This window comes from Pseudomonas sp. NFACC43, assembly GCF_900119645.1.
Taxonomy (GTDB): Bacteria; Pseudomonadota; Gammaproteobacteria; order Pseudomonadales; family Pseudomonadaceae; genus Aquipseudomonas.
Map to the genome: position 1 here is coordinate 1 of NZ_FPKK01000003.1, position 22,843 is coordinate 22,843.

At 59.8% G+C, this 22,843-nt stretch carries 26 protein-coding genes; 14 read left to right on the forward strand and 12 right to left on the reverse strand.

Annotated elements, in window-relative coordinates; translation table 11 throughout:
• The first annotated feature begins 47 nt into the window (after positions 1–47).
• The 4 genes from BT179_RS26960 (at position 48) to rarD (ending at position 3,447) form a co-directional block, all read left to right on the forward strand.
• Positions 48–350 (forward strand): IS3 family transposase, encoded by a 303-nt coding sequence (locus BT179_RS26960; RefSeq protein ID WP_072430580.1) that lies wholly within the window; start codon positions 48–50, stop codon positions 348–350.
• Positions 347–1,183, forward strand: coding sequence for an IS3 family transposase (locus tag BT179_RS06795; protein ID WP_072430581.1), 837 nt, complete (start codon positions 347–349; stop codon positions 1,181–1,183). The genes BT179_RS26960 and BT179_RS06795 overlap by 4 nt, the downstream gene beginning before the upstream one ends.
• Positions 1,184–1,387: 204 nt before the next feature.
• Entirely contained in the window at positions 1,388–2,401 is a 1,014-nt protein-coding gene (locus BT179_RS06800; protein ID WP_072430582.1) for an aldo/keto reductase, read from the forward strand.
• A gap of 161 nt (positions 2,402–2,562) precedes the next feature.
• Entirely contained in the window at positions 2,563–3,447 is an 885-nt protein-coding gene (gene rarD, locus BT179_RS06805) for an EamA family transporter RarD (RefSeq protein WP_072399028.1), read from the forward strand.
• A 90-nt stretch (positions 3,448–3,537) separates the two neighbouring features.
• Here the strand turns inward: rarD and hppD are convergent, their stop codons facing one another.
• Both hppD and BT179_RS06815 read right to left on the reverse strand, forming a co-directional pair.
• On the reverse strand, positions 3,538–4,614 hold the full coding sequence (gene hppD / locus BT179_RS06810) for a 4-hydroxyphenylpyruvate dioxygenase (protein ID WP_072399029.1): 1,077 nt from the start codon (positions 4,612–4,614) through the stop codon (positions 3,538–3,540).
• Positions 4,615–4,862: 248 nt separating this feature from the next.
• Positions 4,863–5,807, reverse strand: a complete 945-nt coding sequence (locus BT179_RS06815; RefSeq protein WP_072430583.1) for a DMT family transporter — start codon at positions 5,805–5,807, stop codon at positions 4,863–4,865.
• 83 nt (positions 5,808–5,890) lie between these two features.
• Between BT179_RS06815 and BT179_RS06820 the strand changes: the two genes are divergently transcribed.
• Positions 5,891–6,754, forward strand: coding sequence for a LysR family transcriptional regulator (locus tag BT179_RS06820; RefSeq protein ID WP_072430584.1), 864 nt, complete (start codon positions 5,891–5,893; stop codon positions 6,752–6,754).
• A gap of 462 nt (positions 6,755–7,216) precedes the next feature.
• Positions 7,217–7,585 carry a histone-like nucleoid-structuring protein, MvaT/MvaU family gene (locus tag BT179_RS06825; RefSeq protein ID WP_072399032.1) on the forward strand — a complete coding sequence of 123 codons (369 nt, stop codon included), beginning with the start codon at positions 7,217–7,219 and terminating at the stop codon, positions 7,583–7,585.
• A gap of 89 nt (positions 7,586–7,674) precedes the next feature.
• Here BT179_RS06825 and BT179_RS06830 read toward each other — a convergent pair whose 3' ends face one another.
• Positions 7,675–8,208, reverse strand: a complete 534-nt coding sequence (locus BT179_RS06830) for a DUF4946 domain-containing protein (RefSeq protein WP_072430585.1) — start codon at positions 8,206–8,208, stop codon at positions 7,675–7,677.
• Between the two features lie 181 nt (positions 8,209–8,389).
• Here BT179_RS06830 and gloA point away from each other — a divergent pair, with 181 nt between their 5' ends.
• Positions 8,390–8,911 carry a lactoylglutathione lyase gene (gloA, locus tag BT179_RS06835; RefSeq protein WP_072430586.1) on the forward strand — a complete coding sequence of 174 codons (522 nt, stop codon included), beginning with the start codon at positions 8,390–8,392 and terminating at the stop codon, positions 8,909–8,911.
• Positions 8,912–9,088: 177 nt separating this feature from the next.
• Here gloA and ahpF read toward each other — a convergent pair whose 3' ends face one another.
• From ahpF to galU, 4 genes are all read right to left on the reverse strand, one after another.
• Positions 9,089–10,651 (reverse strand): alkyl hydroperoxide reductase subunit F, encoded by a 1,563-nt coding sequence (gene ahpF, locus BT179_RS06840; RefSeq protein WP_072430587.1) that lies wholly within the window; start codon positions 10,649–10,651, stop codon positions 9,089–9,091.
• Positions 10,652–10,775: 124 nt separating this feature from the next.
• Positions 10,776–11,339, reverse strand: coding sequence for an alkyl hydroperoxide reductase subunit C (gene ahpC, locus BT179_RS06845; RefSeq protein WP_053157484.1), 564 nt, complete (start codon positions 11,337–11,339; stop codon positions 10,776–10,778).
• Between the two features lie 230 nt (positions 11,340–11,569).
• Complete coding sequence (gene gorA, locus BT179_RS06850; protein WP_072399036.1) at positions 11,570–12,925, reverse strand: glutathione-disulfide reductase; 1,356 nt, start codon at positions 12,923–12,925, stop codon at positions 11,570–11,572.
• Positions 12,926–13,285: 360 nt separating this feature from the next.
• Positions 13,286–14,125, reverse strand: a complete 840-nt coding sequence (gene galU, locus BT179_RS06855; RefSeq protein WP_072399037.1) for a UTP--glucose-1-phosphate uridylyltransferase GalU — start codon at positions 14,123–14,125, stop codon at positions 13,286–13,288.
• Between the two features lie 233 nt (positions 14,126–14,358).
• Between galU and BT179_RS06860 the strand changes: the two genes are divergently transcribed.
• Positions 14,359–14,571 carry a hypothetical protein gene (locus BT179_RS06860; protein ID WP_072399038.1) on the forward strand — a complete coding sequence of 71 codons (213 nt, stop codon included), beginning with the start codon at positions 14,359–14,361 and terminating at the stop codon, positions 14,569–14,571.
• Positions 14,572–14,605: 34 nt separating this feature from the next.
• Here BT179_RS06860 and BT179_RS06865 read toward each other — a convergent pair whose 3' ends face one another.
• On the reverse strand, positions 14,606–14,956 hold the full coding sequence (locus BT179_RS06865; protein WP_072399039.1) for a hypothetical protein: 351 nt from the start codon (positions 14,954–14,956) through the stop codon (positions 14,606–14,608).
• A gap of 202 nt (positions 14,957–15,158) precedes the next feature.
• On the opposite strand from BT179_RS06865, the gene BT179_RS06870 reads away from it, so the two are divergent.
• Both BT179_RS06870 and BT179_RS26720 read left to right on the forward strand, forming a co-directional pair.
• Positions 15,159–15,461: a DUF1883 domain-containing protein gene (locus BT179_RS06870; protein WP_072399040.1), complete on the forward strand. Its 303-nt coding sequence runs from the start codon at positions 15,159–15,161 to the stop codon at positions 15,459–15,461.
• A gap of 32 nt (positions 15,462–15,493) precedes the next feature.
• Positions 15,494–15,664, forward strand: coding sequence for a hypothetical protein (locus tag BT179_RS26720; protein ID WP_092182102.1), 171 nt, complete (start codon positions 15,494–15,496; stop codon positions 15,662–15,664).
• Between the two features lie 91 nt (positions 15,665–15,755).
• Here the strand turns inward: BT179_RS26720 and BT179_RS06875 are convergent, their stop codons facing one another.
• The 3 genes from BT179_RS06875 to BT179_RS26455 all read right to left on the reverse strand — a co-directional run bounded on the left by BT179_RS06875 (position 15,756) and on the right by BT179_RS26455 (position 18,555).
• The gene (locus tag BT179_RS06875; RefSeq protein WP_072449234.1) at positions 15,756–17,009 is read right to left on the reverse strand and encodes a hypothetical protein; all 1,254 of its coding nucleotides are present in this window, start codon (positions 17,007–17,009) and stop codon (positions 15,756–15,758) included.
• A 170-nt stretch (positions 17,010–17,179) separates the two neighbouring features.
• On the reverse strand, positions 17,180–17,497 hold the full coding sequence (locus tag BT179_RS06880; protein ID WP_072430589.1) for a hypothetical protein: 318 nt from the start codon (positions 17,495–17,497) through the stop codon (positions 17,180–17,182).
• A gap of 44 nt (positions 17,498–17,541) precedes the next feature.
• The gene (locus BT179_RS26455) at positions 17,542–18,555 is read right to left on the reverse strand and encodes a hypothetical protein (protein ID WP_072430590.1); all 1,014 of its coding nucleotides are present in this window, start codon (positions 18,553–18,555) and stop codon (positions 17,542–17,544) included.
• A gap of 35 nt (positions 18,556–18,590) precedes the next feature.
• Between BT179_RS26455 and BT179_RS06890 the strand changes: the two genes are divergently transcribed.
• From BT179_RS06890 to ada, 3 genes are all read left to right on the forward strand, one after another.
• The gene (locus BT179_RS06890; RefSeq protein WP_072430591.1) at positions 18,591–19,322 is read left to right on the forward strand and encodes a 2OG-Fe(II) oxygenase; all 732 of its coding nucleotides are present in this window, start codon (positions 18,591–18,593) and stop codon (positions 19,320–19,322) included.
• Complete coding sequence (gene alkB / locus BT179_RS06895) at positions 19,309–19,989, forward strand: DNA oxidative demethylase AlkB (RefSeq protein WP_371128584.1); 681 nt, start codon at positions 19,309–19,311, stop codon at positions 19,987–19,989. The genes BT179_RS06890 and alkB overlap by 14 nt, the downstream gene beginning before the upstream one ends.
• Positions 19,990–20,077: 88 nt before the next feature.
• A complete protein-coding gene (gene ada / locus BT179_RS06900) occupies positions 20,078–21,151 on the forward strand; it encodes a bifunctional DNA-binding transcriptional regulator/O6-methylguanine-DNA methyltransferase Ada (protein WP_072430592.1) in 1,074 nt (357 codons plus the stop codon).
• On the opposite strand, the gene BT179_RS06905 is transcribed toward ada, so the two are convergent.
• Positions 21,115–21,603: a GyrI-like domain-containing protein gene (locus BT179_RS06905; protein ID WP_072430593.1), complete on the reverse strand. Its 489-nt coding sequence runs from the start codon at positions 21,601–21,603 to the stop codon at positions 21,115–21,117. The two genes, ada and BT179_RS06905, sit on opposite strands and share 37 nt — an antisense overlap.
• A gap of 147 nt (positions 21,604–21,750) precedes the next feature.
• Here BT179_RS06905 and BT179_RS06910 point away from each other — a divergent pair, with 147 nt between their 5' ends.
• The gene (locus BT179_RS06910) at positions 21,751–22,824 is read left to right on the forward strand and encodes an NAD(P)H-dependent flavin oxidoreductase (protein WP_072399055.1); all 1,074 of its coding nucleotides are present in this window, start codon (positions 21,751–21,753) and stop codon (positions 22,822–22,824) included.
• Positions 22,825–22,843 lie beyond the last annotated feature (19 nt).

Sequence of the window (22,843 nt, forward strand, 5' to 3'; positions counted from 1 at the left end):
ACCTCAATCGGGCGCTATGATAGCGCCCAAATCTGAGGTGTTTGGCTATGCGTAAATCCTATTCGAGAGAGTTCAAACTCAAGGCCGCCAGCATGGTGCTGGACGAGGGGCAATCGGTACCTGAGGTCTGTGTCGGTTTGGATATTGGCCCTACAGCCTTGCGCCGTTGGGTCGATCAGGTTCGTCAGGAACGCCAAGGTTCAACGCCGGCAGGGGCCAAAGCGATTACCGCCGATCAACGTGAGATCCAGGAGCTCAAAGCGTTGCTGCGGCAAAAGGATCGGGATATCGAAATCCTAAAAAAGGCCAGTGCTCTCCTGCTTTTGGACGCCAAAGATCACTCTCGTTGATCTGTGAGCTGGGCGAGCAATACGGCGTCAATGAGTGCTGTCGGGTGCTTGGCATCAACCGCAGCAGCTTTTACGCCTGGCGTCAGCGCCAAGACAAAGTGAATCCTCGGCGAGAAAAGCTCAAGGCCGTGCTGGTCAAGCATCACAAGGCGTCGAGAGAGTCGGCGGGGGCCCGCACCTTGGCCAAGCAGTTGCAAGCCAGCGGACACAGTGTCGGGCGGTTTATGGCTCGCAGTTTGATGCGAGAGGCAGGCATTGTCAGTCGTCAGCGCAGGCGTCATAAGTACAAGTCACCAGGGGTGGAAGCGCTGGTGGCGCCACACATACTCAAGCGCAAGTTTGATGTGACGGCGGTTAATCAGGTGTGGTGTGGAGACGTGACGTACATCAAGGTGGGCAAGCGATGGCTGTACTTCGCGGCGGTTCTGGATTTGTATGCTCGCCGGGTGGTGGGTTGGGCGTTTTCGATGATCTCCGATGCCACGTTGACCTGCGAAGCTCTACGAATGGCGGTTGAAGTGCGCCGTCGCCCTGCAAACGTGCTGTTTCACTCCGACCAGGGTTGCCAGTACACCAGCCATAAATTCAGGAATGTACTGATGGAACACGGGCTACAGCAGAGCATGAGTCGTAAAGGCGAATGCTGGGACAACGCCCCAATGGAGCGTTTCTTTGGAAGTCTGAAATCAGAGTGGGTACCCGAAACAGGCTACGAATCCGAGCATGAAGCCCGAGCGGATGTGCAGCGCTATGTATCGCGCTACAACACCGTCAGGCCTCATAGCTACAACGACTATCGGTCACCAGTCGCCAAAGAACGGCTGGCGGCGTAAGCCTTAACTGGTGTCCAAGATTACTTGACCAGTTCAGCTTGCTCGCGATAGCGGTCGAACAGTCAACATCAATATCGACTGATCCGACGCCATCGCGAGCAAGCTCGCTCCCACAGGGATTCAGGGGGTCCGATAAATCTGTTTGATCCGCGCGCCTGTTCTGGGGTTTGATTGGGCCTTTCCCATGGATGAAAGGATCTTGTCATGAGCTACCGCACGCTTGGCCATTCCGGGTTGCAAGTCTCGACCCTGACCCTGGGCACCATGATGTTCGGCGAACAGACCAGCACCGAGGATTCGCTGCGGATCATCGACAAGGCCTGGGACCAGGGCATCAATTTCATCGACACCGCGGACGTCTACACCAATGGTCGCTCCGAAGAAATCGTTGGCGAAGCGATTGCCAGCCGCCGCCAGGAATGGGTGCTCGCCACCAAGGTCGGGTTCGGCCCGGCGGACGGCGTGCCCAATCGCAGCGGCCTGAGCCGCAAGCACATCTTCAACGGTATCGAGGCCAGCCTGACTCGCCTGGGCACCGATTACCTGGATATCTACTACCTGCACCGCGAAGACCACAACACGCCGCTGCAGGTGACGGTGTCGGCCATCGGCGACTTGATTCGCCAGGGCAAGATCCGCTACTGGGGCCTGTCGAACTACCGTGGCTGGCGCATCGCCGAAGTGATCCGGATCGCCGACAGCCTGGGCATCGACCGCCCGGTGATCAGCCAGCCGCTGTACAACATCGTCAATCGCCAGGCCGAGACCGAGCAGATCACCGCCGCGCAGCATTACGGTCTCGGCGTGGTGCCCTTCAGCCCCCTCGCCCGAGGAGTCCTCAGCGGCAAGTACGCGCCAGACGCGGCACCGGACGCCAACAGCCGTGCCGGACGCCAGGACAAGCGCATCCTGGAGACCGAATGGCGGGTCGAGTCCCTGCGCATTGCCCAGCAGATCCTGCAATACACCCAGGGCCGGGGCGTGGGGATCGTCGAATTCGCTATCGCCTGGGTGCTGAACAACCGAGCAGTGACCTCGGCCATCGTCGGGCCGCGTACCGAGGAGCAGTGGGATTCCTATACCAAGGCGCAAGCCGTGAAAATCACCGCGGAGGATGAAGCCTTCATCGATTCGTTGGTGACGCCGGGGCATGCCTCCACGCCAGGGTTCAACGATGTGGGGCATTTCGTGCCGGGACGCGTGCCGCTGACGTCCTAAGCACTCATCGAACAAGAACCTGGCGAGGGAGCTTGCTCCCGCTGGGCCGCGAGCGACCGCAATCCAGGGTTCGGTACGCTGCCCTGCGGGAGCGAGCTCCCTCGCCGCAACTACCCTTCTCACCACAACGGTGTTCCTGCCCATCAAAATAAGAGGCCTCAGTGTCCAAAGGCATCGCTCTATCGGTCTCAGCCTCTGCGCTGTTCGCCGTCATGTACTACTACACCTCGCTGCTCTCACCGTTGACCGGCCTGGAGATTTTCGGCTGGCGTATGCTGCTGACGATGCCATGCATGACCGTGTTCATGCTGGTGGCACGAGAGTGGCACCTGGTCACGGCGCTGATCCGCCGCCTGGTTGCCACGCCACGCCTGTTGATCGCGGCAATAGCCTCGTCGGCACTGATGGGCGCCCAATTGTGGCTGTTCATGTGGGCGCCGCTCAACGGCTACAGCCTGGACGTATCGCTGGGGTATTTCCTGCTGCCGTTGTCGATGGTCCTGACCGGCCGCATCGTCTATGGCGAACGCCTTTCTTACCTGCAAAAAGTCGCCGTGTTCTTCGCCACCCTTGGCGTGTTCAATGAGTTGTACCAAGTGGGTGGTTTTTCCTGGGCAACCTTGCTGGTGGTGTTGGGCTATCCGCTCTACTTCATCCTGCGCAAGCGCACCAAGACCGACAACCTGGGCGGGCTCTGGCTGGACATGACCCTGATGCTGCCGCTGGCCCTCTGGTTCGTGCAAAGCGGCGAACAGGGTTTCGAGGTGTTCAATCAATACCCGTGGCTGTCGCTGCTGATTCCGCTGCTCGGCGTGATCAGTGTTTCTGCGCTGGTGTGCTACATCGTCGCCAGTCGGTTGCTGCCGTTCAGCCTGTTCGGGTTGTTGAGCTATGTCGAACCGGTGCTATTGCTGGGCGTGGCGCTGCTACTGGGCGAAAGCATCAAGGCCACTGAATGGCTGACCTACATCCCCATCTGGATGGCCGTGGCGGTGCTGGTGTTCGAGGGATTCAAACACCTGATGCGGCAGCGGCGCCGGGACTGACGTACACACCGCTCCCACAAGGGTTTGCGTCGCTCAATAAAAAGCCCGCCTGGCATCACTGCCAGGCGGGCTTTTTTTTGCGCTCAGGTATTACTCGGTCGCCAGCACACCCCGACGCACCTGGTCACGCTCGATGGACTCGAACAGCGCCTTGAAGTTGCCTTCGCCGAAGCCGTCGTCGCCCTTGCGCTGGATGAACTCGAAGAACACCGGCCCCATCAGGGTTTCCGAGAAAATCTGCAGCAGCAGGCGCTTGTCGTCCGGGTTGGAGGAACCGTCCAGCAGGATCCCCCGCGATTGCAGCTCGCCCACCGGCTCGCCGTGGTTCGGCAGGCGGCCTTCGAGCATTTCGTAGTAGGTGTCCGGCGGCGCCGTCATGAAGCGCATGCCGATGCTCTTGAGCTTGTCCCAGGTCTTGACCAGGTCATCGGTCAGGAAGGCCACGTGCTGGATGCCTTCGCCGTTGAACTGCATCAGGAACTCTTCGATCTGCCCGGCGCCCTTGGACGATTCCTCGTTCAACGGAATGCGGATCATGCCATCCGGAGCGGTCATGGCCTTGGATGTCAGGCCGGTGTATTCGCCCTTGATATCGAAATAACGGATCTCACGGAAGTTGAACAGCTTCTCGTAGAAGCCGGCCCAGTAGGCCATGCGGCCGCGATAAACGTTGTGGGTCAGGTGATCGATGATTTTGAGGCCCGCACCCACCGGATGACGGTCGACACCTTCGAGGAACACAAAATCGATATCGTAGATCGAGCTACCCTCGCCAAAACGATCGATCAGGTACAGCGGCGCACCGCCGATGCCTTTGATCGCCGGCAAGTTCAGCTCCATGGGGCCGGTTTCGATGTGGATCGGCTGGGCGCCGAGCTCCAGGGCTCGCTTGTAGGCCAGCTGCGAATCCTTGACGCGAAACGCCATGCCGCACACCGACGGGCCATGCTCGGCGGCGAAGTAGGACGCCACGCTGTGGGGTTCGTTGTTGAGGATCAGGTTGATCGCACCCTGGCGATACAGGTGCACATCCTTGGAACGGTGCGTGGCCACCTTGGTGAAGCCCATGATCTCGAAGATCGGCTCCAGGGTATTGGGAGTCGGGGATGCGAACTCGATGAACTCGAAGCCCATCAGGCCCATTGGGTTTTCGTATAGATCTGCCATGTCGGCGCCTCATCATGCTTGTCAATTAACGGAGCGTTAGTTGCTGGCGATGCTGAGGACGCGGGGTGGCGCGCAGGAAATACCGCGAACGCTGCGGGCGAGGAAATCGCCATAGATCAGTTGTAACCCAAGTATCTTCATTGTCGACCCAAGGCTCTTGCGGGCGAGGCTTCTGCTGCCAGAAGACGTTATTCTTATATGCGTAAACCGATTCTACACAGCGTAACCCGATTTGTCCGCCTCCTGTATCAAATCGTCTTTTGCGCCGATCGTGCAAGAGGCTTGTTGCACAGGAAAATGCCCGTCAGGATCAATCCTGCGCCCACGCCCATCAGCGCGCCGAGTCGTTCATCGAGCAACAGGGCCCCCAGCAGCACGGCGGTGAGCGGGTTGAGCGCAATGAATACGCCGCAGCGGGTGGCGCCGATCCGGCGAATACCCTCGTACCAGGCAATGTAGGCCAGGGCCGAGCCCAACACACCGAGGTACAGCAGACTCAGCCACTGGCGCATATCCAGGCCACGCAGCGGCTCCAGCCGAGCTTCGCCCCCGGCCACGCAAGCCAGCCACAACATCCCCGTGCCCAGCAGAATCGACCAGGTGACGGTCTGCAACGGACCAAGGCTGTCGTTCAGGTTCCTGGAAAACAGCGAATAGATACCCCACCCCAACACGCAGCCGAAAATCAGCAGGTCTCCCATCCAGCCTTGTGCGGCGCTCTGCAGCGAGGACGGATCGCGGCTGACGATCACCAGACCCGCCCCGCCGATGCATAACACGATTCCCCAGACCTTTGAGGGGCCCAGCCGCTCCTTGAACAACCACCAGGACGCCAGGCCGATGACCGCCGGGTTCAAGGCCACGATCAGCGAAGCGCGCGACGCCTGGACATATTGCAACCCATGGAAAAAGCACAGGTTGTAGAAAAGGATGCCGAAGAACCCCAGCACGGCCAGTTGCAACGCCTGTTTCAGCGTGGGTCTGACCAGCGCGACCCTGGCCAGGCAGAGAAACAGCAACAGCGCGATACTGGCCAGCGAAAAGCGCAGACTGGCGGCCAGCAGGGGCTCCAGGGTACTGGACAACATCCTGCCGGCCACGAAGGTCCCGCCCCAGATCATGGTGACCATGGACAGGTTCAGGTACACCGGCAGGTCCGAGGAGGTTGGAGCAGTTTGTTCAAGGGTCTTCATGGTTCACCACATCAGTTCAATCGAATGCCGCCATGGCGTATTCTCGAACTCATGTCTTATCATCGTAAAATGAGCAAATACTCATGACCCTTACCCAGCTCGAAATATTCTCCCTGGTCGCTGAACTGCGAGGGTTCACCGCCGCAGCGATGCGGCTGGGGGTCAGCCAGTCAGCGGTATCCCACGCTATCAAGTCGCTGGAGCAGGAGCTGGGCGTCGAATTGTTCAGGCGCCATCAATCCTTGGTGGAACTCACCGACATTGGCCAGCAACTGCTGTCACGGGCCCGGGCCATGCTCGGGCTGGCCAACACCTTGCGCCAGGAAGCCGCCGACGCCCAGGGCATGCGCCGGGGCACGTTGCGTATCGGCTCGTTCGGTCCGACCTCCTCCATGAAGTTGCTGCCCCCTATCCTGCAACGCTATCGAGCGTTGCACCCGGGCATCGAGGTTCATATCGACGAAGGACCGGACCGCCAGGTCATCCAATGGCTGGATGAACGACGGATCGACATTGGCTTCGTGGTCCTGCCCGAGGAGCGTTTCGATACCGTCGCCCTGATGGAGGACCAGATGGTGGCCCTGCTTCCCGCCACCCATCCCCTCGCCGCCCGATCCAGCCTGGGCCTGAAGGACCTGTGCGACGACCCTTTCGTGCTCACCGAGGCCGGCTCCTCGGAGCTGGTCACACGCCTGTTCAACGCCGAGCGGCTCACACCAAATGTACGCTATCGCTGTTCGCAGGTGCTCAGCACGTTGAATGTGGTGAGCCGGGGCGAAGCCGTGACCGTGGTCTCGGAAGGCTCGCTACCGGAAGGCGAGCACTGCGGCTTCGTAGTCCGTCCCTTGGCGCCACGGGTCCCGCGCCGGATCGGCCTGGCAGTGCTGGACAGCCGCCAGGTTTCGCCTGCCACCCAGGCGTTCATCGACTTGGCCAGATCCACCTGAATCAGGCTCTGTACGAACAACCTTGAGACTCGCTCATGCTGCGCTGAAAACAGCCTCGGATTACTCATGTACTCCAATGAACTGCGCTTGCTTGGCTGTTTTCGCCTTGCCTGCCTTCGGCTCAAGACTGTTCGTACAGAGCCTGACATGCGCCACTGTGTGATAACACTTTGCAATTAAGGGACAGTGGAGCTGCAACTTTGCGTCGAATTATCTAATGCATCGTAGTTGGCTCAAAGCCCTGACGCGGCGTGCCTGCCGGGACTCCAACTAGTAGGAAAACGTTTGCCATTGTTACATAACGAAAAAGTTACGATTTACACTCCCCGGTTTAACTACTACAATTTTTCTACCTGTGCTGGATAGCAGGGAGTCATTTATCACCGAGTCGCGTCAAGGCGCTTGGCTTATAGCTTTGTTTGCGGTTGGTATCAGCCACATATTTGATTGGAGTAACGATAATTGTCCAGACTCGCTGAATTTCGTAAAGCCGAAAAGGCCCTTCAGGACCAGCTCAAACAACTGGAAAAGCTGAAGAACGATGCCGGGCTCAAGAAAGAAATCGAATTCGAAGAAAAGCTCCAGGGACTGATGAAAACCTACGGCAAGAGCCTGCGCGACATCATCGCGATTCTCGATCCGGGCCCGGCCAAGGCAGGCGCGGCAGCGGCCGGCAAGACGCCTAAAACGCGCCGCGCACGGGTGGTGAAGGTCTATCAGAACCCCCATACCGGCGAACTGATCGAAACCAAGGGCGGCAACCACCGCGGCCTGAAAGCCTGGAAAGAGCAGTACGGCGCCGAGACCGTTGACTCCTGGGTACGTACCTGACATCCAGCCTTGAATGAAAGCCCTGATCAACAGGGCTTTTTTATGGACTTCAACTTCTGGATTAAACCCAGAGTATCAGGCGGATAACCTTATAGTTTCAGGCTATTTCGTACCGCCTGTATTTCCCCCTGGCTTTCGGCAAACACCTGCGCCTGCCCAGCATAGGACAGTACATACGCCCGCCCGGCATTTAGTGCTGCAACCAGAGTCTGGGACAACACGTGCCGGCCATTTTGCGTGATTGTGCAAGTGGTCTCCAAAGCTGTTGCCTCGCCCAACATCGAAGCATGAATCTTATTGCAGACACTTTGATAACCGCCCTGGAAAAAATCCTTCTGGATTGATTTGCGCATTTCCAGCAGCACGCCCTGCAAGTTGACTTGATGATCGGGTTCCACAGGCGTCGCAGTCAGCTCCATGACCAACAATGCACTTCCCGCGGCATCGTTTTTGGTCGCTCGCTGGCGTGTAGTCCCTTGACGGGTTGGCGTGACGGCGTCGGAAGGCAACGACTCGACGACCCAGCCCTCGGGCCATGCGACCTGCGGTTCAGCCGCCTGGGCCTCGATACTCGCAACGAAGGCAAACGACAGGACAAACAGCGAAAGGAGCGGTCGAATCATCAGGTTGCACTCAAGGACGGATCGGCAAGTCTGAAGCCGGCCGCAAACCCAGGCAATAGCCACTCGCGGTTTGGCGTTGCCGCGTCCCTTGCGTATCATGCTGCAAGCCATTCAGCGCAGCCCCAGAACCGTCGCGATCCGCTCTGCGGCGCCGTCTGCCTCACTTCTTTTTGGAGGGCCCATGAGCCTGCACGAACTCGAACACTTCCCGGGCGTCACCGCCCAACCCGATGCCGCCACGACCCACTACGTCTTCAACCACACCATGCTGCGGGTCAAGGACATTACCAAATCGCTGGATTTCTACACTCGGGTTCTGGGTTTTTCCCTGGTGGAAAAACGCGACTTCCCGGAAGCCGAATTCAGCCTGTATTTCCTGGCCCTGGTGGACAAGCGCCAGATCCCGGCCGATGCCGCGGCACGCACCGAATGGATGAAGTCGATACCAGGCATCCTGGAACTGACCCATAACCACGGCACCGAAAACGACCCGGCGTTCAGTTACCACGACGGCAACACCGACCCGCGCGGGTTCGGTCATATCTGCATCTCGGTGCCGGATGTCGTCGCGGCCTGCGAACGCTTCGAAGCACTGGGCTGTGACTTCCAGAAGCGCCTGAACGATGGCCGCATGAAAAGCCTGGCGTTCATCAAGGACCCGGACGGCTACTGGGTCGAGATCATCCAGCCAGCGCCACTGTAAGCTGCACTGATGCCTCTTGTGGGAGCGAGCTTGCTCGCGATGAGGGCAGCACATTCAGCATTGAGGCAAGCTGCCCCGCCGCCATCGCGAGCAAGCGCCCTCCCACAGAATGATGGGCGATAAAAAACCCCATGAGCCAAGGCTCATGGGGTTTTCCTTTTGCCCGCGATCGGCCGCTCAGGCCGGTGCGGAGGTGCGGATCAGGTGGTCGAAGGCTCCCAGCGAAGCCTTGGCGCCCTCGCCTACGGCGATCACGATCTGCTTGTACGGCACCGTGGTCACGTCACCGGCGGCGAACACGCCTGGGATCGAGGTTTCACCACGGGCATCGACCACGATCTCGCCACGTGGGGACAGTTCGACGGTACCCTTGAGCCAATCGGTGTTGGGCAACAGGCCGATCTGCACGAAGATGCCTTCCAGCGCCACATCGTGTACTTCTGCGCTTGGACGATCCTTGTAGCGCAAGCCGTTGACCTTCTGCCCGTCACCGGTCACTTCGGTGGTCTGGGCGTTGGTGATCACCGTCACGTTCGGCAGGCTGTGCAACTTGCGCTGCAACACGGCGTCGGCACGCAATTGCACATCGAACTCCAGCAAGGTGACATGGGCCACGATGCCCGCCAGGTCGATGGCGGCCTCGACACCGGAGTTGCCTCCGCCGATCACCGCCACGCGCTTGCCCTTGAACAGCGGACCGTCGCAATGCGGGCAGTACGCCACGCCCTTGTTGCGGTATTGCTGCTCGCCCGGTACGTTCATTTCGCGCCAGCGGGCGCCGGTCGCGAGGATCACGGTCCTGGCCTTGAGGCGCGCACCGCTGGCGAACCTGACTTCGTGCAGCTCGCCCTCTTTACCCGGCACCAGCGCATCGGCACGTTGCAGGTTCATGATGTCCACGTCGTACTGCTTGACGTGCTCTTCCAGGGCGACAGCCAGTTTCGGCCCTTCGGTTTCCTGGACCGAAATGAAGTTCTCGATGGCCATGGTGTCCAGCACCTGGCCGCCGAAACGCTCGGCCGCCACCCCCGTGCGGATGCCTTTGCGAGCCGCGTAGATCGCCGCCGAAGCACCGGCCGGGCCACCGCCGACCACCAGCACGTCGAAGGCATCCTTGGCGCTGATCTTCTCGGCCTGGCGTTCGATGCCGCTGGTGTCGATCTTGGCGAGAATTTCTTCCAACCCCATGCGGCCCTGGCCGAAGTTCACGCCGTTCAAGTAGATGCTCGGCACCGCCATGATCTGGCGTTCGTCGACCTCGGCCTGGAACAGCGCGCCGTCGATGGCGACATGGCGGATGTTCGGGTTCAGCACCGCCATCAGGTTCAGCGCCTGGACCACGTCCGGGCAGTTCTGGCACGACAGCGAGAAATAAGTCTCGAAGTTGAATTCACCCTTGAGGGAGCGGATCTGTTCAATGACTTCGACACTGGCCTTCGACGGGTGGCCACCGACTTGCAGCAGGGCCAGCACCAGCGAAGTGAATTCATGGCCCATGGGGATGCCGGCAAAACGCAGGCTGATATCGGCTCCCGGGCGATTCAACGAAAACGAAGGCTTGCGCGCATCGTTACCGTTGTCGAGCAAGGTAATCTTGTCGGAGAGACTGGCAACGTCTTTGAGTAAAGCGAGCATTTCCTGGGATTTCGCACCGTCGTCGAGGGATGCAACGATCTCGATCGGTTGGGTGACCCGTTCCAGATATGACTTCAACTGAGCTTTAAGATTGGCGTCCAACATACGGGCGATTTCCATTTTTTGAATTTCAGAAAAAACAACGCCCGAGCGAATCTCGCCCGGGCGTTTTTTGTGGGCGGTGCGGCTTACTCAGGTGCGGATGACCGCCCTCAAGGAACTCACGGTCTTAGATCTTGCCGACCAGGTCCAGGGACGGAGCCAGGGTGGCCTCGCCTTCTTTCCACTTGGCTGGGCAGACTTCGCCCGGGTGAGCGGCGACGTACTGAGCGGCCTTGACCTTGCGCAGCAGTTCGGAAGCGTCACGACCCACACCGCCGTCGTTGATTTCAACGATCTTGATCTGGCCTTCAGGGTTGATCACGAAGGTGCCACGGTCAGCCAGGCCGACTTCTTCGATCAGTACGTCGAAGTTGCGGGAAATCACGTGGGTCGGGTCGCCGATCATGGTGTACTGGATCTTGCCGATGGCTGGCGAAGTGTTGTGCCAGGCAGCGTGGGCGAAATGAGTGTCGGTGGACACGCTGTAGATCTCCACGCCCAGCTTCTGGAACTCGGCGTAGTTGTCGGCCAGGTCTTCCAGTTCGGTCGGGCAGACGAAGGTGAAGTCGGCTGGGTAGAAGAACACGACAGACCACTTGCCTTTCAGGTCGGCGTCCGAGACTTCAACGAAGTTGCCGTTTTTGTAAGCGGTAGCGGTGAACGGTTTGACTTGGCTGTTGATGATAGGCATCGATGTTTCTCCGTCAGGGTTGAAAAGTTGATGGAGTGAAGCTTACCCATTCATTCCCATGCTGGCTCATTGGCAAAGCTCATGCGAATAATTGGTTTTGGCTATCAGGAATCTCTATAGATAGAAGAACCCAAGCATAGAAGCTGCCGAAGGCCACGCTTCCCTATCTTGCGTCAGGGTGACGCAGGTCAAGAAAACGCAGCCTCCAGCCATCGGGCCTCGCCAGTGGCTCAGGCGGTGGGGGTACGCATGGTGACGAACTCTTCGGCGGCGGTCGGGTGAACGCCGATGGTTTCGTCGAAGTCACGCTTGGTAGCCCCGGCCTTGAGGGCGATGGCCAACCCCTGGACGATTTCACCGGCATCCGGCCCGACCATGTGGCACCCCAGCACCTTGTCGGTCCGGGCGTCCACCACCAGCTTCATCAGCGTGCGCTCCTGGCTGTCGGTGAGGCTCAGCTTCATCGGTCGGAAGCGGCTTTCGAAAACCTGCACCTCATGCCCCTCTTCCCGCGCCTGCTCCTCGGTCAGGCCAACCGTGCCGATGTTGGGCAGGCTGAACACGGCCGTGGGGATCATCCGGTAATCCACCAGCCTGTACTGCTCGGGCTTGAACAGCCGTCGCGCCACCGCCATGCCTTCGGCCAGGGCCACGGGCGTGAGCTGCACACGGCCGATCACGTCGCCGATGGCCAGGATGGACGGTTCCTGGGTCTCGTACCTTTCGTTGACCTGGACAAAGCCTTTCTCATCCAGGGTCACCGCGGTGTTCTCCAGGCCGAGGTTATCGAGCATCGGTCGCCGGCCGGTGGCATAGAACACGCAATCGGTGGACAGGACGCTGCCGTCCTTGAGCGTGACCTCAAGGCTGCCATCCGCCTGCTTGTCGATGCGCTGGATATCGGCGTTGAACCGCAGGTCCAGGCCGCGCTGGGTCAGTTCCTGGGCCAAATGCTTGCGCACTGCGCCGTCAAAGCCCCGCAGGAACAGCTCACCGCGATACAGCAGGGAGGTCTGCGCCCCCATGCCATGGAAAATACCCGCGAACTCCACTGCGATATAGCCACCGCCCACGACGATGATGCGCTTGGGCAGTTCCTTGAGGAAAAACGCCTCGTTGGAGCTGATGGCGTGCTCACGCCCCGGAATGTCCGGGATCACCGGCCAACCGCCCGTGGCGATCAGGATATGCTCGGCGGTGTGGCGCTGGCCGTTGATCTCGACTTCGTGGGGGCCGGTGACCTTCGCGTGGCCTTCATGCAGGGTCACCCCGCTGTTGACCAGCAGGTTGCGATAGATACCGTTGAGGCGGTTGATTTCCTGATTCTTGTTGGCGATCAGGGTGGCCCAGTCGAAACTCGCCTCGCCGGCGGTCCAGCCGTAGGCCGAAGCCTGCTCGAAATCATCGGCGTAATGGGCCCCGTAGACCAGCAGCTTCTTCGGCACACAGCCCACGTTCACACAGGTACCGCCCAGGTAGCGGCTTTCCGCCACGGCCACCCTGGCCCCGAACCCGGCAGCGAATCGCGCAGCCCGCACACCGCCGGAACCGGCGCCAATCACATACAGGTCAAAATCATAGGCCATCTTCAATCTCCTTTGGCAGGCCATCAGCATACCCGCTGCTTCCACAGTGGGCAGCCACATCGAGTAACTTTGCCAAAGGATATGGGCACGAAAAACGAAAAAACCAGTGAGAGTTGACTCAAGAAGACAAAGCCGAGCGCGGCTCTTGTGGCGAGGAGATTTATCACCGCCGGGCTGTGCAGCGGCACTCCCCCATCGAAACTCGGCATGTGAACTCGATTGAGTGGTCAGCAGTGGGCCTGCCGTGCAGCCCAACGGGGATAAATCCCCTCGTCAATTTGTGGAGGAAAGCAGAATATTTTTTGCACATACAAAAACGCCCCGAACCAGTCGGGGCGTTTTTTCAAGGCACGGTGGCTATCAGTAGGCCTTGCCGGTCTTGTAGAAGTTCTCGAAGCAGAAGTTGGTCGCGTCGATATAGCCTTCGGCGCCACCACAGTCAAAACGACGGCCCTTGAACTTGTAGGCCATGACGCAGCCGTTCTGGGCCTGCTTCATCAGGGCGTCGGTGATCTGGATTTCGCCGCCCTTGCCTGGCTCGGTCTGTTCGATCAGGTCGAAGATATCCGGGGTCAGGATGTAGCGACCGATGATGGCCAGGTTCGACGGGGCATCTTCAGGCTTTGGCTTTTCAACCATGCTGTGGACGCGGTAGATGTCGTCGCGAATCATCTCGCCGGCGATCACACCGTACTTGTTGGTCTCCTGCGGATCGACTTCCTGGATCGCCACGATGGAGCAGCGGAACTGCTTGTACAGCTTGACCATCTGGGTCAGGACACCGTCGCCTTCCAGGTTGACGCACAAGTCGTCCGCCAGCACCACGGCAAAGGGTTCGTCGCCGATCAGCGGACGACCGGTCAGGATGGCGTGGCCCAGGCCCTTCATTTCGGTCTGGCGGGTGTAGGAGAACGAACACTCGTCCAGCAGCTTGCGGATGCCGACCAGGTATTTCTCCTTGTCGGTGCCCTTGATCTGGTTTTCCAGCTCGTAGCTGATGTCGAAATGGTCTTCCAGGGCACGCTTGCCACGGCCAGTCACGATGGAGATTTCATTCAGGCCCGCATCGAGGGCTTCTTCGACACCGTACTGGATCAGTGGCTTGTTCACCACCGGCAGCATTTCTTTGGGCATGGCTTTAGTCGCTGGCAGGAAGCGAGTACCGTAACCGGCTGCTGGGAACAAGCATTTCTTGATCATATGAATCCTTGTAAAGGCGGTGTGTACGACGAAATTCGGCGCAGTCTAATCAGGCTGTAGGCACCTTACAATGCCTGCACTGGCTAACCGATGCCATCATAGAGAAATAAACCGGCGGATAGTTCAATCGCCTTTCGTTTCCGGGGTTCAACGGTGTCCATTAAGCGTCCCGGGCACCGTTTGCGTGCATTTGACGTATCATGCGTCCTCGATTCCGCCAACGAGGCCAGCAGATGTCGGCACCACGAAACGCAAACGGTTATTCAGTCACCCAGGACAAGGACGGGCAATGGTGGATAGTCAACTACCACGGCGAACAGGTCGCCGGCCCCTTGCCCAGCAAGACGATGGCGGTGGAAGTGGCGGCGGTTTTCCAGGACGAACGCCCTGCCCCGGCGGCCAAGGAACGTGAACAGGCTCCAGCCCGCAGCCGCCGCAAGAAATGACCGAATCAGCCGCTGATGGAAAAAAACGTCTGGCTCAACCGGAAATGCAGGCGTTGGCCGCGTCCTGAACATCACCCGGGCGCACCGGCACATTGGACAGGCTTTCGTGCAGCTTGATGCCACTGCCGCTGGAACGCTCCTCGATGTCGAACACCGCAGCCGGAAGAGACGACAGTTTGCCTGGGACGATCAACCGCACGCCGTTCTTGTGAGGCTCCATCTGCAGTGCCCCGCGGCTGTCGGCCAGTCTGTCGGCAACACAGCGAGCGTACTCATGGGGCTTCTTGCCGGAGATGAAGCTCATGGTGGGCGGCGTCTGGTTGATGTCCGATACCGATGCACATCCACCCAAGGCCAATGCCAACACCCACACGCAACGCTTCATATCAATCCTCCGATAAAGACCCTCCGACAATGCAAACGGTGTTTTTCTCCGGCGCACGACGCTTTTTTTGTTCCACGCCACTGCATCATACGAACAAAGCCCCGGCGTGGGTCGGTTATTGGTCGCCGGTGCTGGTAAACTGCCCGCCTATCGCAGCCCCCTGCCGTTTTGATCGTGTAGAAAAGCCCTTCTGGAGGCGCCCATGAAATTCATCCACCAGCGCGAGCACCTCAACGAAGACGACATTGTTGTCATCGAATGCTCCCAAATGTGCAACATCCGCCTGATGAGCGACGCCAATTTCCGCAGTTTCAAGAATGGTGGGCGGCACACTTACCATGGCGGCGCGTTCGATAAATTCCCCGCGAAAATCACCGCCCCGAGCACCGGTTTCTGGAACATCACCATCGACACCGTCAGCCGCCGGGCCATCAGCGTCACGCGCAAGCCGAACCTGACCCACAAGATCAAGATCATCCGGCGCTCCAACTCCAAACTGAGCTGAATATCGCCCACACTTCAACTGCAGGTAAAACCGTGGACCAGACGACCAAATACGTCATCAAGTACAAGCTCAATGGCGAGCGCCGTTTCGAATTCGCGCAACTGGAAACCGGAACCGAAGAAGAAGCCCGGGCCGTGCTGCAGGCGCAGCACGGCCAGGCCAACGATGAGATTACTGACGTCAAGGTCAGTAAGGCATTGTGAAGGGCTCGGGCTTTCGTGGCAGGGCAATGACGGGGACCCGTCGATCCCGGTTACGGCAGCCCGTCCAGCCCCTGTTTGCAGGGTTGATTGCTTAAAGGGCAGTTCCGAAGAGTTTGACCGTGGTATCGACGGTGATTCCTCCCTCCACTATCTCCTCCCCCCTGGAATCCTCTATCCGAGTGATCACAGGCTCTATCTCCGGCGCACCTTGCCCGATCACGGTCGCATGGGCCGTTTTTGAGGTACCTATCAGTGTCGTGCCCCTGAACAGTTTGTAGGACATTTCTACCGTGCTGTCCGGAATAACCTTGTCGTTGGGAATTTCCAGCACACAGGCCTGTTTCTGCCCAAAACCATCGGTTTCGACCGTTCCCGTCTCGCTGTGGGTGACATTCGGCTGGCCTGCCACCTTCGCGACGTAGGTCGCCTCGATCGTATCCCCCGGCAGGAAGCGTGAGTCACCGGTCAAGATGATCAACAACAGCGGGTTGGTGCCCAGCTTGTCGAGGTCGATGGTGCTGGGATCGTCGGTTCCGTCGCTGGCGATTTCCCGCGGGATCGGCACCGGCAGTCGAAGGCCGGCCTGGTCCACGTCCACGATCTGTATTGCCGAAAAGGGTGAGTCAAGGTCCGGCGAGTTGCCCAACTGGTCGGTGACCGTGAAGGAAAACATGAACTCGGGATGATCCTCGCCCAGGTCGGCGCTGGTGACATCGAAGCAGATCGTGGTAGGCGTTGCCGAGCCGTGGTCCGGCGGCGCAGGAGCCTCGCTTTCCAGTACGGTACGAATCACATCCTTGCCGTTGCAATTGAGCCGGATGCGGTCGTGCGCCCGGCAATAGGGGTAACTCACGCACACCGTCGCCCGGGTGAACCCCGGCCCTATGCCGTTCTTGATTTCATCCGGCAGGATCAATTCCAGCTCCGAGTGTGCACCATCGCCGGGCGAGCGATCCTCGTTACCAGGGCGGATCTGGTTATACAGAATCTCCGCAGGAGGATCGGAGGTTTCAACGACACCGCTGAGACGCCTTATGGTGTAGGTCAGTCGATTGACTGCGTTGGCCAATAGTTTTCCATGGGGAATGTACAGCTCCACCGTGTCGTCGGTGCCCAGCGTGTCCCGGTTGTCGATGTTCGTCTCGCCATTGAGGTTGATCGAGACGTTCTCCCCGCCTGTCTGGTTTGTATAAGGCAACACCGCGACCTTGCAGCCCGCGGGCTCCTGGTCATAGATATGCTTGGGCACCCCGAAATCGCCACCCACCACGGGGCGAGTGGCGCGCGGCAGGTCGGGTTTTTCCAGAAGGACGGTCTGGTCGGCGGGTGTCGATGAAGGGGGCATGATCGGGGTCCTCATAAGTGACGCGTCAGGGCGTGGAGATATGAGAGCGCCGATGCAAGAGGGCTGGCTACTGTCAGTACTGACAGGTAAGCAGAGGACAAGACGAACGGCCTGGTCGGCTGACGAGAAACGGAACCCATCAGTCCGAATGAAACGAGGGTCCTATCTAGTCACGCACCGTCGCTTTTGCTCCCCTGCTCTGCGGCAACGTCAATGTTTACCGGCATATCTGCACGGGCTGCAACATGCTGTACGGCAGGGTAATGGGTACTCTTAAGTTCGACCCCCGTTGTGCCAGCCAGATTTTTTACATATCCATACTTGTCATCGACATGGCCACGCCTGGCCCGATACCACGTATCAGGCCATCCCAAGATATCGGATAAATGGCCTTCAGGCCGATAATTGGCGATCAGGATATCGTACGCCGCTTCTTCGAGAACACCTCCCTGCCCCCAGGTGACGCCTGCCAGAAGAACGACCGGCATGACCCAGAAACAGTTCACAGAATTGACCAAGCCTTCGATCAGTCCTACATAGACCCCTTCCCTGTGATAAGAGGAAACGTGCGCCCACCGAGCCCCCATCCGTATATGGATAGATAGGGAACAAGCCTTAATGAGCAAAAACACATGCAAAAGGCATCATGGGGAAACCCGGTATAGGCCTCGGGCGGAATGGCGTATTGATACTTGGTACCGGCTTCGTACGGAATAGATTGCTGTAGGTCGTACAAAGGAATCAATAAATCGCCGTCCATTCGAAAGATCCCCCAGGAACAACCGATCCTTTGATAAGGCTGGCCATTTTCTATAGCAGCAAGATTGACTGTCAGCCCATGTGGATATGCAGACACATCCAGGCCTTCATCTGTCACGCCCTCGATAACCGGATGAGAATAAACAAGGCGCTTGGTCACATTCACCAAGCGATACGGTAAGAATGTGATGTCTGCGTTATCCAAATGTACCGTATAGCTGACGTTGACTTGACGCCCCTCGAAGGTACGGAGCGTTTCATTCGGAATAACGATATGCAGCCTTTCAGGCCAGATGATTCCAACAGGAGTTGTAGAAACATTATCACCAGGGTCATCTACTGCGCGCCATTGAACGCTCACCCGTGCGGTCTTCGGCAGATCGCCCGTTTCTATCTGCATTTCAATGTAAGCGTCCGAATATATATTCTCTGCGGGCAAATAAGTACCCCAGGGTGGCACATCCCGCACCTCTTCCACCGAGGCGGGATTATTGCCCAAGAATATCGTGGGCTCACGAAGCCGTTCCAGAGACGCTGTTGGATTTTCAATGCTCAGATCATACAGTTTCAATTGAAAGTCAGAGGTAAATCTGAGCATACCTGGTGGATGGATGAAGGTTTTCCGGCTCATCATGTTATGCCTCAGGACGGGGAGGTCATGAAGAATCATGACCACTGACTCTGGACATTTGAGCACTGCGCAATCACGCCGGATACTGTCAGAGACGACAGGTGCGGTCACAGATTCAACCGCAAGCTGCGGAGTGTCCGCCTTAAGATCGTCCACCAGACTTACAATCCTTTGCGCTCTGGTTAATCATTATGTTCGATTCCCCCATCCCCCACTTCTCGCCGCCCCCCACTCTGCGCATTGCTGACTGGCCATCTCTTGAGCGCAGTCTCGACCAGGACGGCAGCACAATCATTCGCAACCTGTTATCCGTCCCGCAATGTCGATTGCTGAGCAGCCTCTATGCTGAACCCGGGCGCTTTCGCTCAAAAGTGATCATGGCCCGCCACGGTTTCGGACGCGGTGAATATCAGTATTTCCGCTATCCGTTGCCCGACCTCGTCCAGCAACTGCGTGAGGCGTTGTATCCGAGGCTGGTGCCCCTGGCGAACCGCTGGAATGCCTGCATGGGCATCGAAGCGCGATACCCCGACCGGCATTCCGATTTCATCCAGCGCTGCCATGCCGCCGGACAGCTGCGACCTACCCCGCTGTTGCTGCAATACGGCCCGCAGGACTACAACTGCCTGCACCAGGACCTGTACGGCGAGCAGGTGTTCCCGTTGCAGGTGGCGATCCTGCTGTCGGCACCGGGCCAGGACTTTACCGGCGGCGAGTTCGTGCTGACCGAACAACGCCCGCGCATGCAATCGCGCCCCCAGGTCATCGATCTGAAACAGGGCGATGCGGTGGTGTTCGCCGTGCATCAGCGGCCCATCAAGGGCGTTCGCGGGTATTATCGGGTGAACATGCGCCATGGCGTCAGCCGCGTGAACGACGGCAGGCGACACACCTTGGGAATCATTTTTCATGATGCGCAATGACGATACCCCGATCACGCTGGACCTGTTCGCCGGCCAGACACCGACAACACCCGGTCAGGTCGAGCGGATCGGCGAGCAGTCGTTCGTGCTGCGTGGCTTTGCCCTGCCCTGGCTCGACCGCTTGCTGCCGGCCCTGGAAGCGATCCTGCAGGCCGCGCCGTTCCGGCAGATGGTCACGCCCGGCGGCTTTACCATGTCAGTGGCCTTGAGCAGTTGTGGCGCCCTGGGCTGGACCACCGACCGCAGCGGCTACCGCTACAGCGCCACTGATCCACAGACCGGCCACCCCTGGCCCGACATGCCAGCGGCGTTTCGCGAACTGGCCCAGGCCGCCGCCCGGCAGGCAGGGTTCGAACATTTCGAGCCGGACTCCTGCCTGATCAACCGCTACGTGCCCGGCGCGCGGATGTCGTTGCATCAAGACAAGAACGAGCGCTCCCTGACCGCCCCCATCGTCTCGATGTCCCTGGGCTTGCCGGCGATGTTCCAGTTCGGCGGGTTCGAACGCAGCGACAGGAGCCTGCGCATCCCCCTGTTCCATGGCGATATCGTGGTCTGGGGTGGCGTGGACCGGTTGCGTTACCACGGCGTATTGCCGCTCAAGGCTGGAGAGCATCCACGCCTGGGCGCCCAGCGCATCAACCTGACGTTCCGCACCGCCGGATGAAGGTGCGCAATTCAACCGCAAGACCCGGAGTGTCGCCCGATCACAGGCTCGCTACCGTAGGCAAAACGGGCCAATGGACATACCGACCATGAACGACACTTCCAATACCCTCGCCCCTGAACTGGACCCACGCTGGGCCGCCGTGCTCGCCCGGGATCCGCGCGCCGACGGGCAATTTGTCTATGGCGTGAAAACCACCGGCATCTATTGCCACCCCAGCAGCCTGTCGCGCCTGCCCAATCCACGTAACGTAGAATTCTTCGACACGCCGGAACAGGCCCAGGCCGCCGGTTACCGTCCCAGCAAGCGCCTGGCCAGGGACCAGACCCAGATTGCCGCCCAGCAAGCGGCCAGGGTCGCGGCCGCCTGCCGACAGATCGAGCAGGCCGAAGAACTGCCTGGCCTGAACGAACTGGCACACGGCGCAGGCCTGAGCCCCTTTCACTTTCATCGGGTCTTCAAGGCCGTGACCGGCCTGACCCCCAAGGCGTATGCCGCCGCTCACCGTTCACGCAAGGTACGCGAACGCCTGGCCGAGGGCGGCAGTATCACCGAAGCGCTGTACGACGCCGGTTTCAATTCCAACAGCCGCTTTTATGAAGCCGCCGACAAGGTCCTGGGCATGAAGCCCACCGACTACCGCGCCGCCGGGCAGAACACCGACATCCGTTTCGCCGTCGGCCAATGCTCCCTTGGCTCGATCCTGGTGGCGCAAAGTGAACGTGGCGTGTGCGCGATCCTGTTGGGGGACGACCCCGACGCGCTGGTGCGGGATCTGCAGGACAAGTTCCGCCGCGCCAACCTCATCGGTGCCGACCGGGCGTTCGAGCAGTTGGTCGCGCAGGTGGTGGGCTTCGTCGAAGCCCCGGCCCTGGGCCTGGACTTGCCGCTGGACCTGCGCGGTACGGCGTTCCAGGAACGGGTCTGGCAAGCCTTGCGGGACATCCCGGTGGGCAGTACCGCCAGCTACGCCGAGATCGCCCAGCGCATCGGCCACCCCAAGGCCGTACGCGCCGTGGCCCAGGCCTGTGGCGCCAACAGCCTGGCGGTGGCGATCCCTTGCCACCGGGTGGTGCGCAGCGACGGCGACCTGTCGGGCTATCGCTGGGGCGTGGAACGCAAGCGTCAGTTGCTGGCGCTGGAGCGCTCGGCCGGGGACTGAACACCGATGTGGATCGCCACCGAATCGGGGCCGCTATACACCTCGAAATCGGTGGCGAAACGACGCAGCGTCTGCGGATTGTCCGCGAAGTACGCCCAGATCAGCCCCCAGGTCTGGATCACGCAGTCGGGCATGGGTCCCTGGGCGGAAAACACCAGGTAGTCACCGCCCTCGATCGCCACGGCGGGAAAACCGGCACTCGTGGCGTCGACCTGTACGCCGGCCGTCACATCGAAATACCCGGTCGCGTCTGACTCGTAGTTGGAATACACCCCATAGACGAACGACTCCGACAGCCTGGCCGGGATCCTGTCGAACAACCCCTCGTTGAAAAATTGCTGCCACATCGGGCCGATCCGCGCCGTATCGGGTCGTTCCTCATCGGCGTTGCGGGTGTGCACCTGCAAACCGGCCACGGTGAACGGTTCGACGACCTTGAGTTTTACGTCCATGGTTAAGGCTCCCTTTTCGGTGAAGCAGGCATGGTAACCCGCCCTCTCCAAGGATCAAGCGGCCGTCTTCGATTGAAAAACTCGACTGGCCCTGGCCGGGCCGCACCTGCTAAAAGGCTGTTTCCTTCCGCCACCGGAGCCCCGCACATGAACTCATGGCCAGACACGCGCATCCTTGACCTGCTCGGTATCGAGCTGCCCATCATCCAGGGGCCGCTGGCCGGCGTGACCGGACCGGCCATGGTGGTCGCCACCTGCAATGCCGGTGGGCTGGGTTCGATGCCGGCGGCGATGCTGGATGTCGAGCAACTGCGCCAGGCCTTGACCACCATCGGCGAACAGACCGACAAGCCGTTCAACGTGAATTTTTTCTGTCACCAGCCACCGCAGTTCGATGAGCAGCGGGCCGAGGCCTGGAAGCAGCGACTCAAGCCTTACTACGAGGAACTGGGCGCCGATTTCGCGGCGCCGACGCCTGTTTCCAACCGCACGCCGTTCGATGATGCAGCCTGCCGGGTGCTGGAAGAAATGCGGCCCAAGGTGGTCAGCTTCCACTTCGGCCTGCCGGAAAAATCCCTGCTGGACCGGGTAAAGGCCACCGGCGCGAAAATCCTCTCTTCGGCGACCACCGTCGAGGAAGCCATCTGGCTGGAACAGCACGGGTGTGACGCAATCATCGCCATGGGCTACGAGGCCGGCGGCCATCGCGGCATGTTCCTCAGTGACGATCTCAATACCCAGGTCGGGCTGTTCGCCCTGTTGCCCCAGGTGGTGGATGCGGTGAAGGTACCGGTGATCGCAACGGGCGGTATCGGCGATGCCCGGGGGATCGTCGCGGCGTTCGCCCTGGGCGCCTCGGCAGTGCAACTGGGCAGCGCCTACCTGTTCACACCCGAGGCCAAGATCAGCGCCTCCCATCACCGTGCGCTGCGCACGGCCAGGGAAAGCCAGACCGCCGTCACCAACCTGTTCACCGGTCGTCCGGCCCGGGGCATCGTCAACCGGGTCATGCGTGAAGTGGGCCCGATGAGCCCGATGGCACCGGCCTTTCCCCTGGCGGGCGGCGCGTTGATGCCGCTGCGCGCCAAGGATGAAGCAGACTTCAGCAACCTCTGGGCCGGCCAGGCGTTTCCCATGGGGCGCGAGTTGCCAAGCGCCGAACTGACCCGGCGCCTGGCCGAGGAAGCACTAGCGTTGCTCAGTGCCAGGGGCCGGGCCTGAAGCGGCTGGTGGCCGACTG

Excerpts from the sequence above, each read along its gene's own strand:
- BT179_RS06880 (WP_072430589.1), bottom strand. The coding sequence starts at position 17,497 with ATGCCGGTCGTTCTTCTGGCAGGCGTCACCTGGGGGCAGGGAGGTGTT.
- BT179_RS06875 (WP_072449234.1), bottom strand. The coding sequence starts at position 17,009 with ATGCCCCCTTCATCGACACCCGCCGACCAGACCGTCCTTCTGGAAAAA.
- BT179_RS06830 (WP_072430585.1), bottom strand. The coding sequence starts at position 8,208 with ATGATTCGACCGCTCCTTTCGCTGTTTGTCCTGTCGTTTGCCTTCGTT.
- BT179_RS06865 (WP_072399039.1), bottom strand. The coding sequence starts at position 14,956 with ATGAAGCGTTGCGTGTGGGTGTTGGCATTGGCCTTGGGTGGATGTGCA.
- BT179_RS06800 (WP_072430582.1), top strand. The coding sequence starts at position 1,388 with ATGAGCTACCGCACGCTTGGCCATTCCGGGTTGCAAGTCTCGACCCTG.
- galU (WP_072399037.1), bottom strand. The coding sequence starts at position 14,125 with ATGATCAAGAAATGCTTGTTCCCAGCAGCCGGTTACGGTACTCGCTTC.
- gorA (WP_072399036.1), bottom strand. The coding sequence starts at position 12,925 with ATGGCCTATGATTTTGACCTGTATGTGATTGGCGCCGGTTCCGGCGGT.
- ada (WP_072430592.1), top strand. The coding sequence starts at position 20,078 with ATGAACGACACTTCCAATACCCTCGCCCCTGAACTGGACCCACGCTGG.
- BT179_RS06890 (WP_072430591.1), top strand. The coding sequence starts at position 18,591 with ATGTTCGATTCCCCCATCCCCCACTTCTCGCCGCCCCCCACTCTGCGC.
- BT179_RS06815 (WP_072430583.1), bottom strand. The coding sequence starts at position 5,807 with ATGAAGACCCTTGAACAAACTGCTCCAACCTCCTCGGACCTGCCGGTG.
- hppD (WP_072399029.1), bottom strand. The coding sequence starts at position 4,614 with ATGGCAGATCTATACGAAAACCCAATGGGCCTGATGGGCTTCGAGTTC.
- BT179_RS06820 (WP_072430584.1), top strand. The coding sequence starts at position 5,891 with ATGACCCTTACCCAGCTCGAAATATTCTCCCTGGTCGCTGAACTGCGA.
- BT179_RS06860 (WP_072399038.1), top strand. The coding sequence starts at position 14,359 with ATGTCGGCACCACGAAACGCAAACGGTTATTCAGTCACCCAGGACAAG.
- BT179_RS26960 (WP_072430580.1), top strand. The coding sequence starts at position 48 with ATGCGTAAATCCTATTCGAGAGAGTTCAAACTCAAGGCCGCCAGCATG.
- BT179_RS06870 (WP_072399040.1), top strand. The coding sequence starts at position 15,159 with ATGAAATTCATCCACCAGCGCGAGCACCTCAACGAAGACGACATTGTT.
- ahpF (WP_072430587.1), bottom strand. The coding sequence starts at position 10,651 with ATGTTGGACGCCAATCTTAAAGCTCAGTTGAAGTCATATCTGGAACGG.
- alkB (WP_371128584.1), top strand. The coding sequence starts at position 19,309 with ATGATGCGCAATGACGATACCCCGATCACGCTGGACCTGTTCGCCGGC.
- BT179_RS06905 (WP_072430593.1), bottom strand. The coding sequence starts at position 21,603 with ATGGACGTAAAACTCAAGGTCGTCGAACCGTTCACCGTGGCCGGTTTG.
- ahpC (WP_053157484.1), bottom strand. The coding sequence starts at position 11,339 with ATGCCTATCATCAACAGCCAAGTCAAACCGTTCACCGCTACCGCTTAC.
- BT179_RS06910 (WP_072399055.1), top strand. The coding sequence starts at position 21,751 with ATGAACTCATGGCCAGACACGCGCATCCTTGACCTGCTCGGTATCGAG.
- gloA (WP_072430586.1), top strand. The coding sequence starts at position 8,390 with ATGAGCCTGCACGAACTCGAACACTTCCCGGGCGTCACCGCCCAACCC.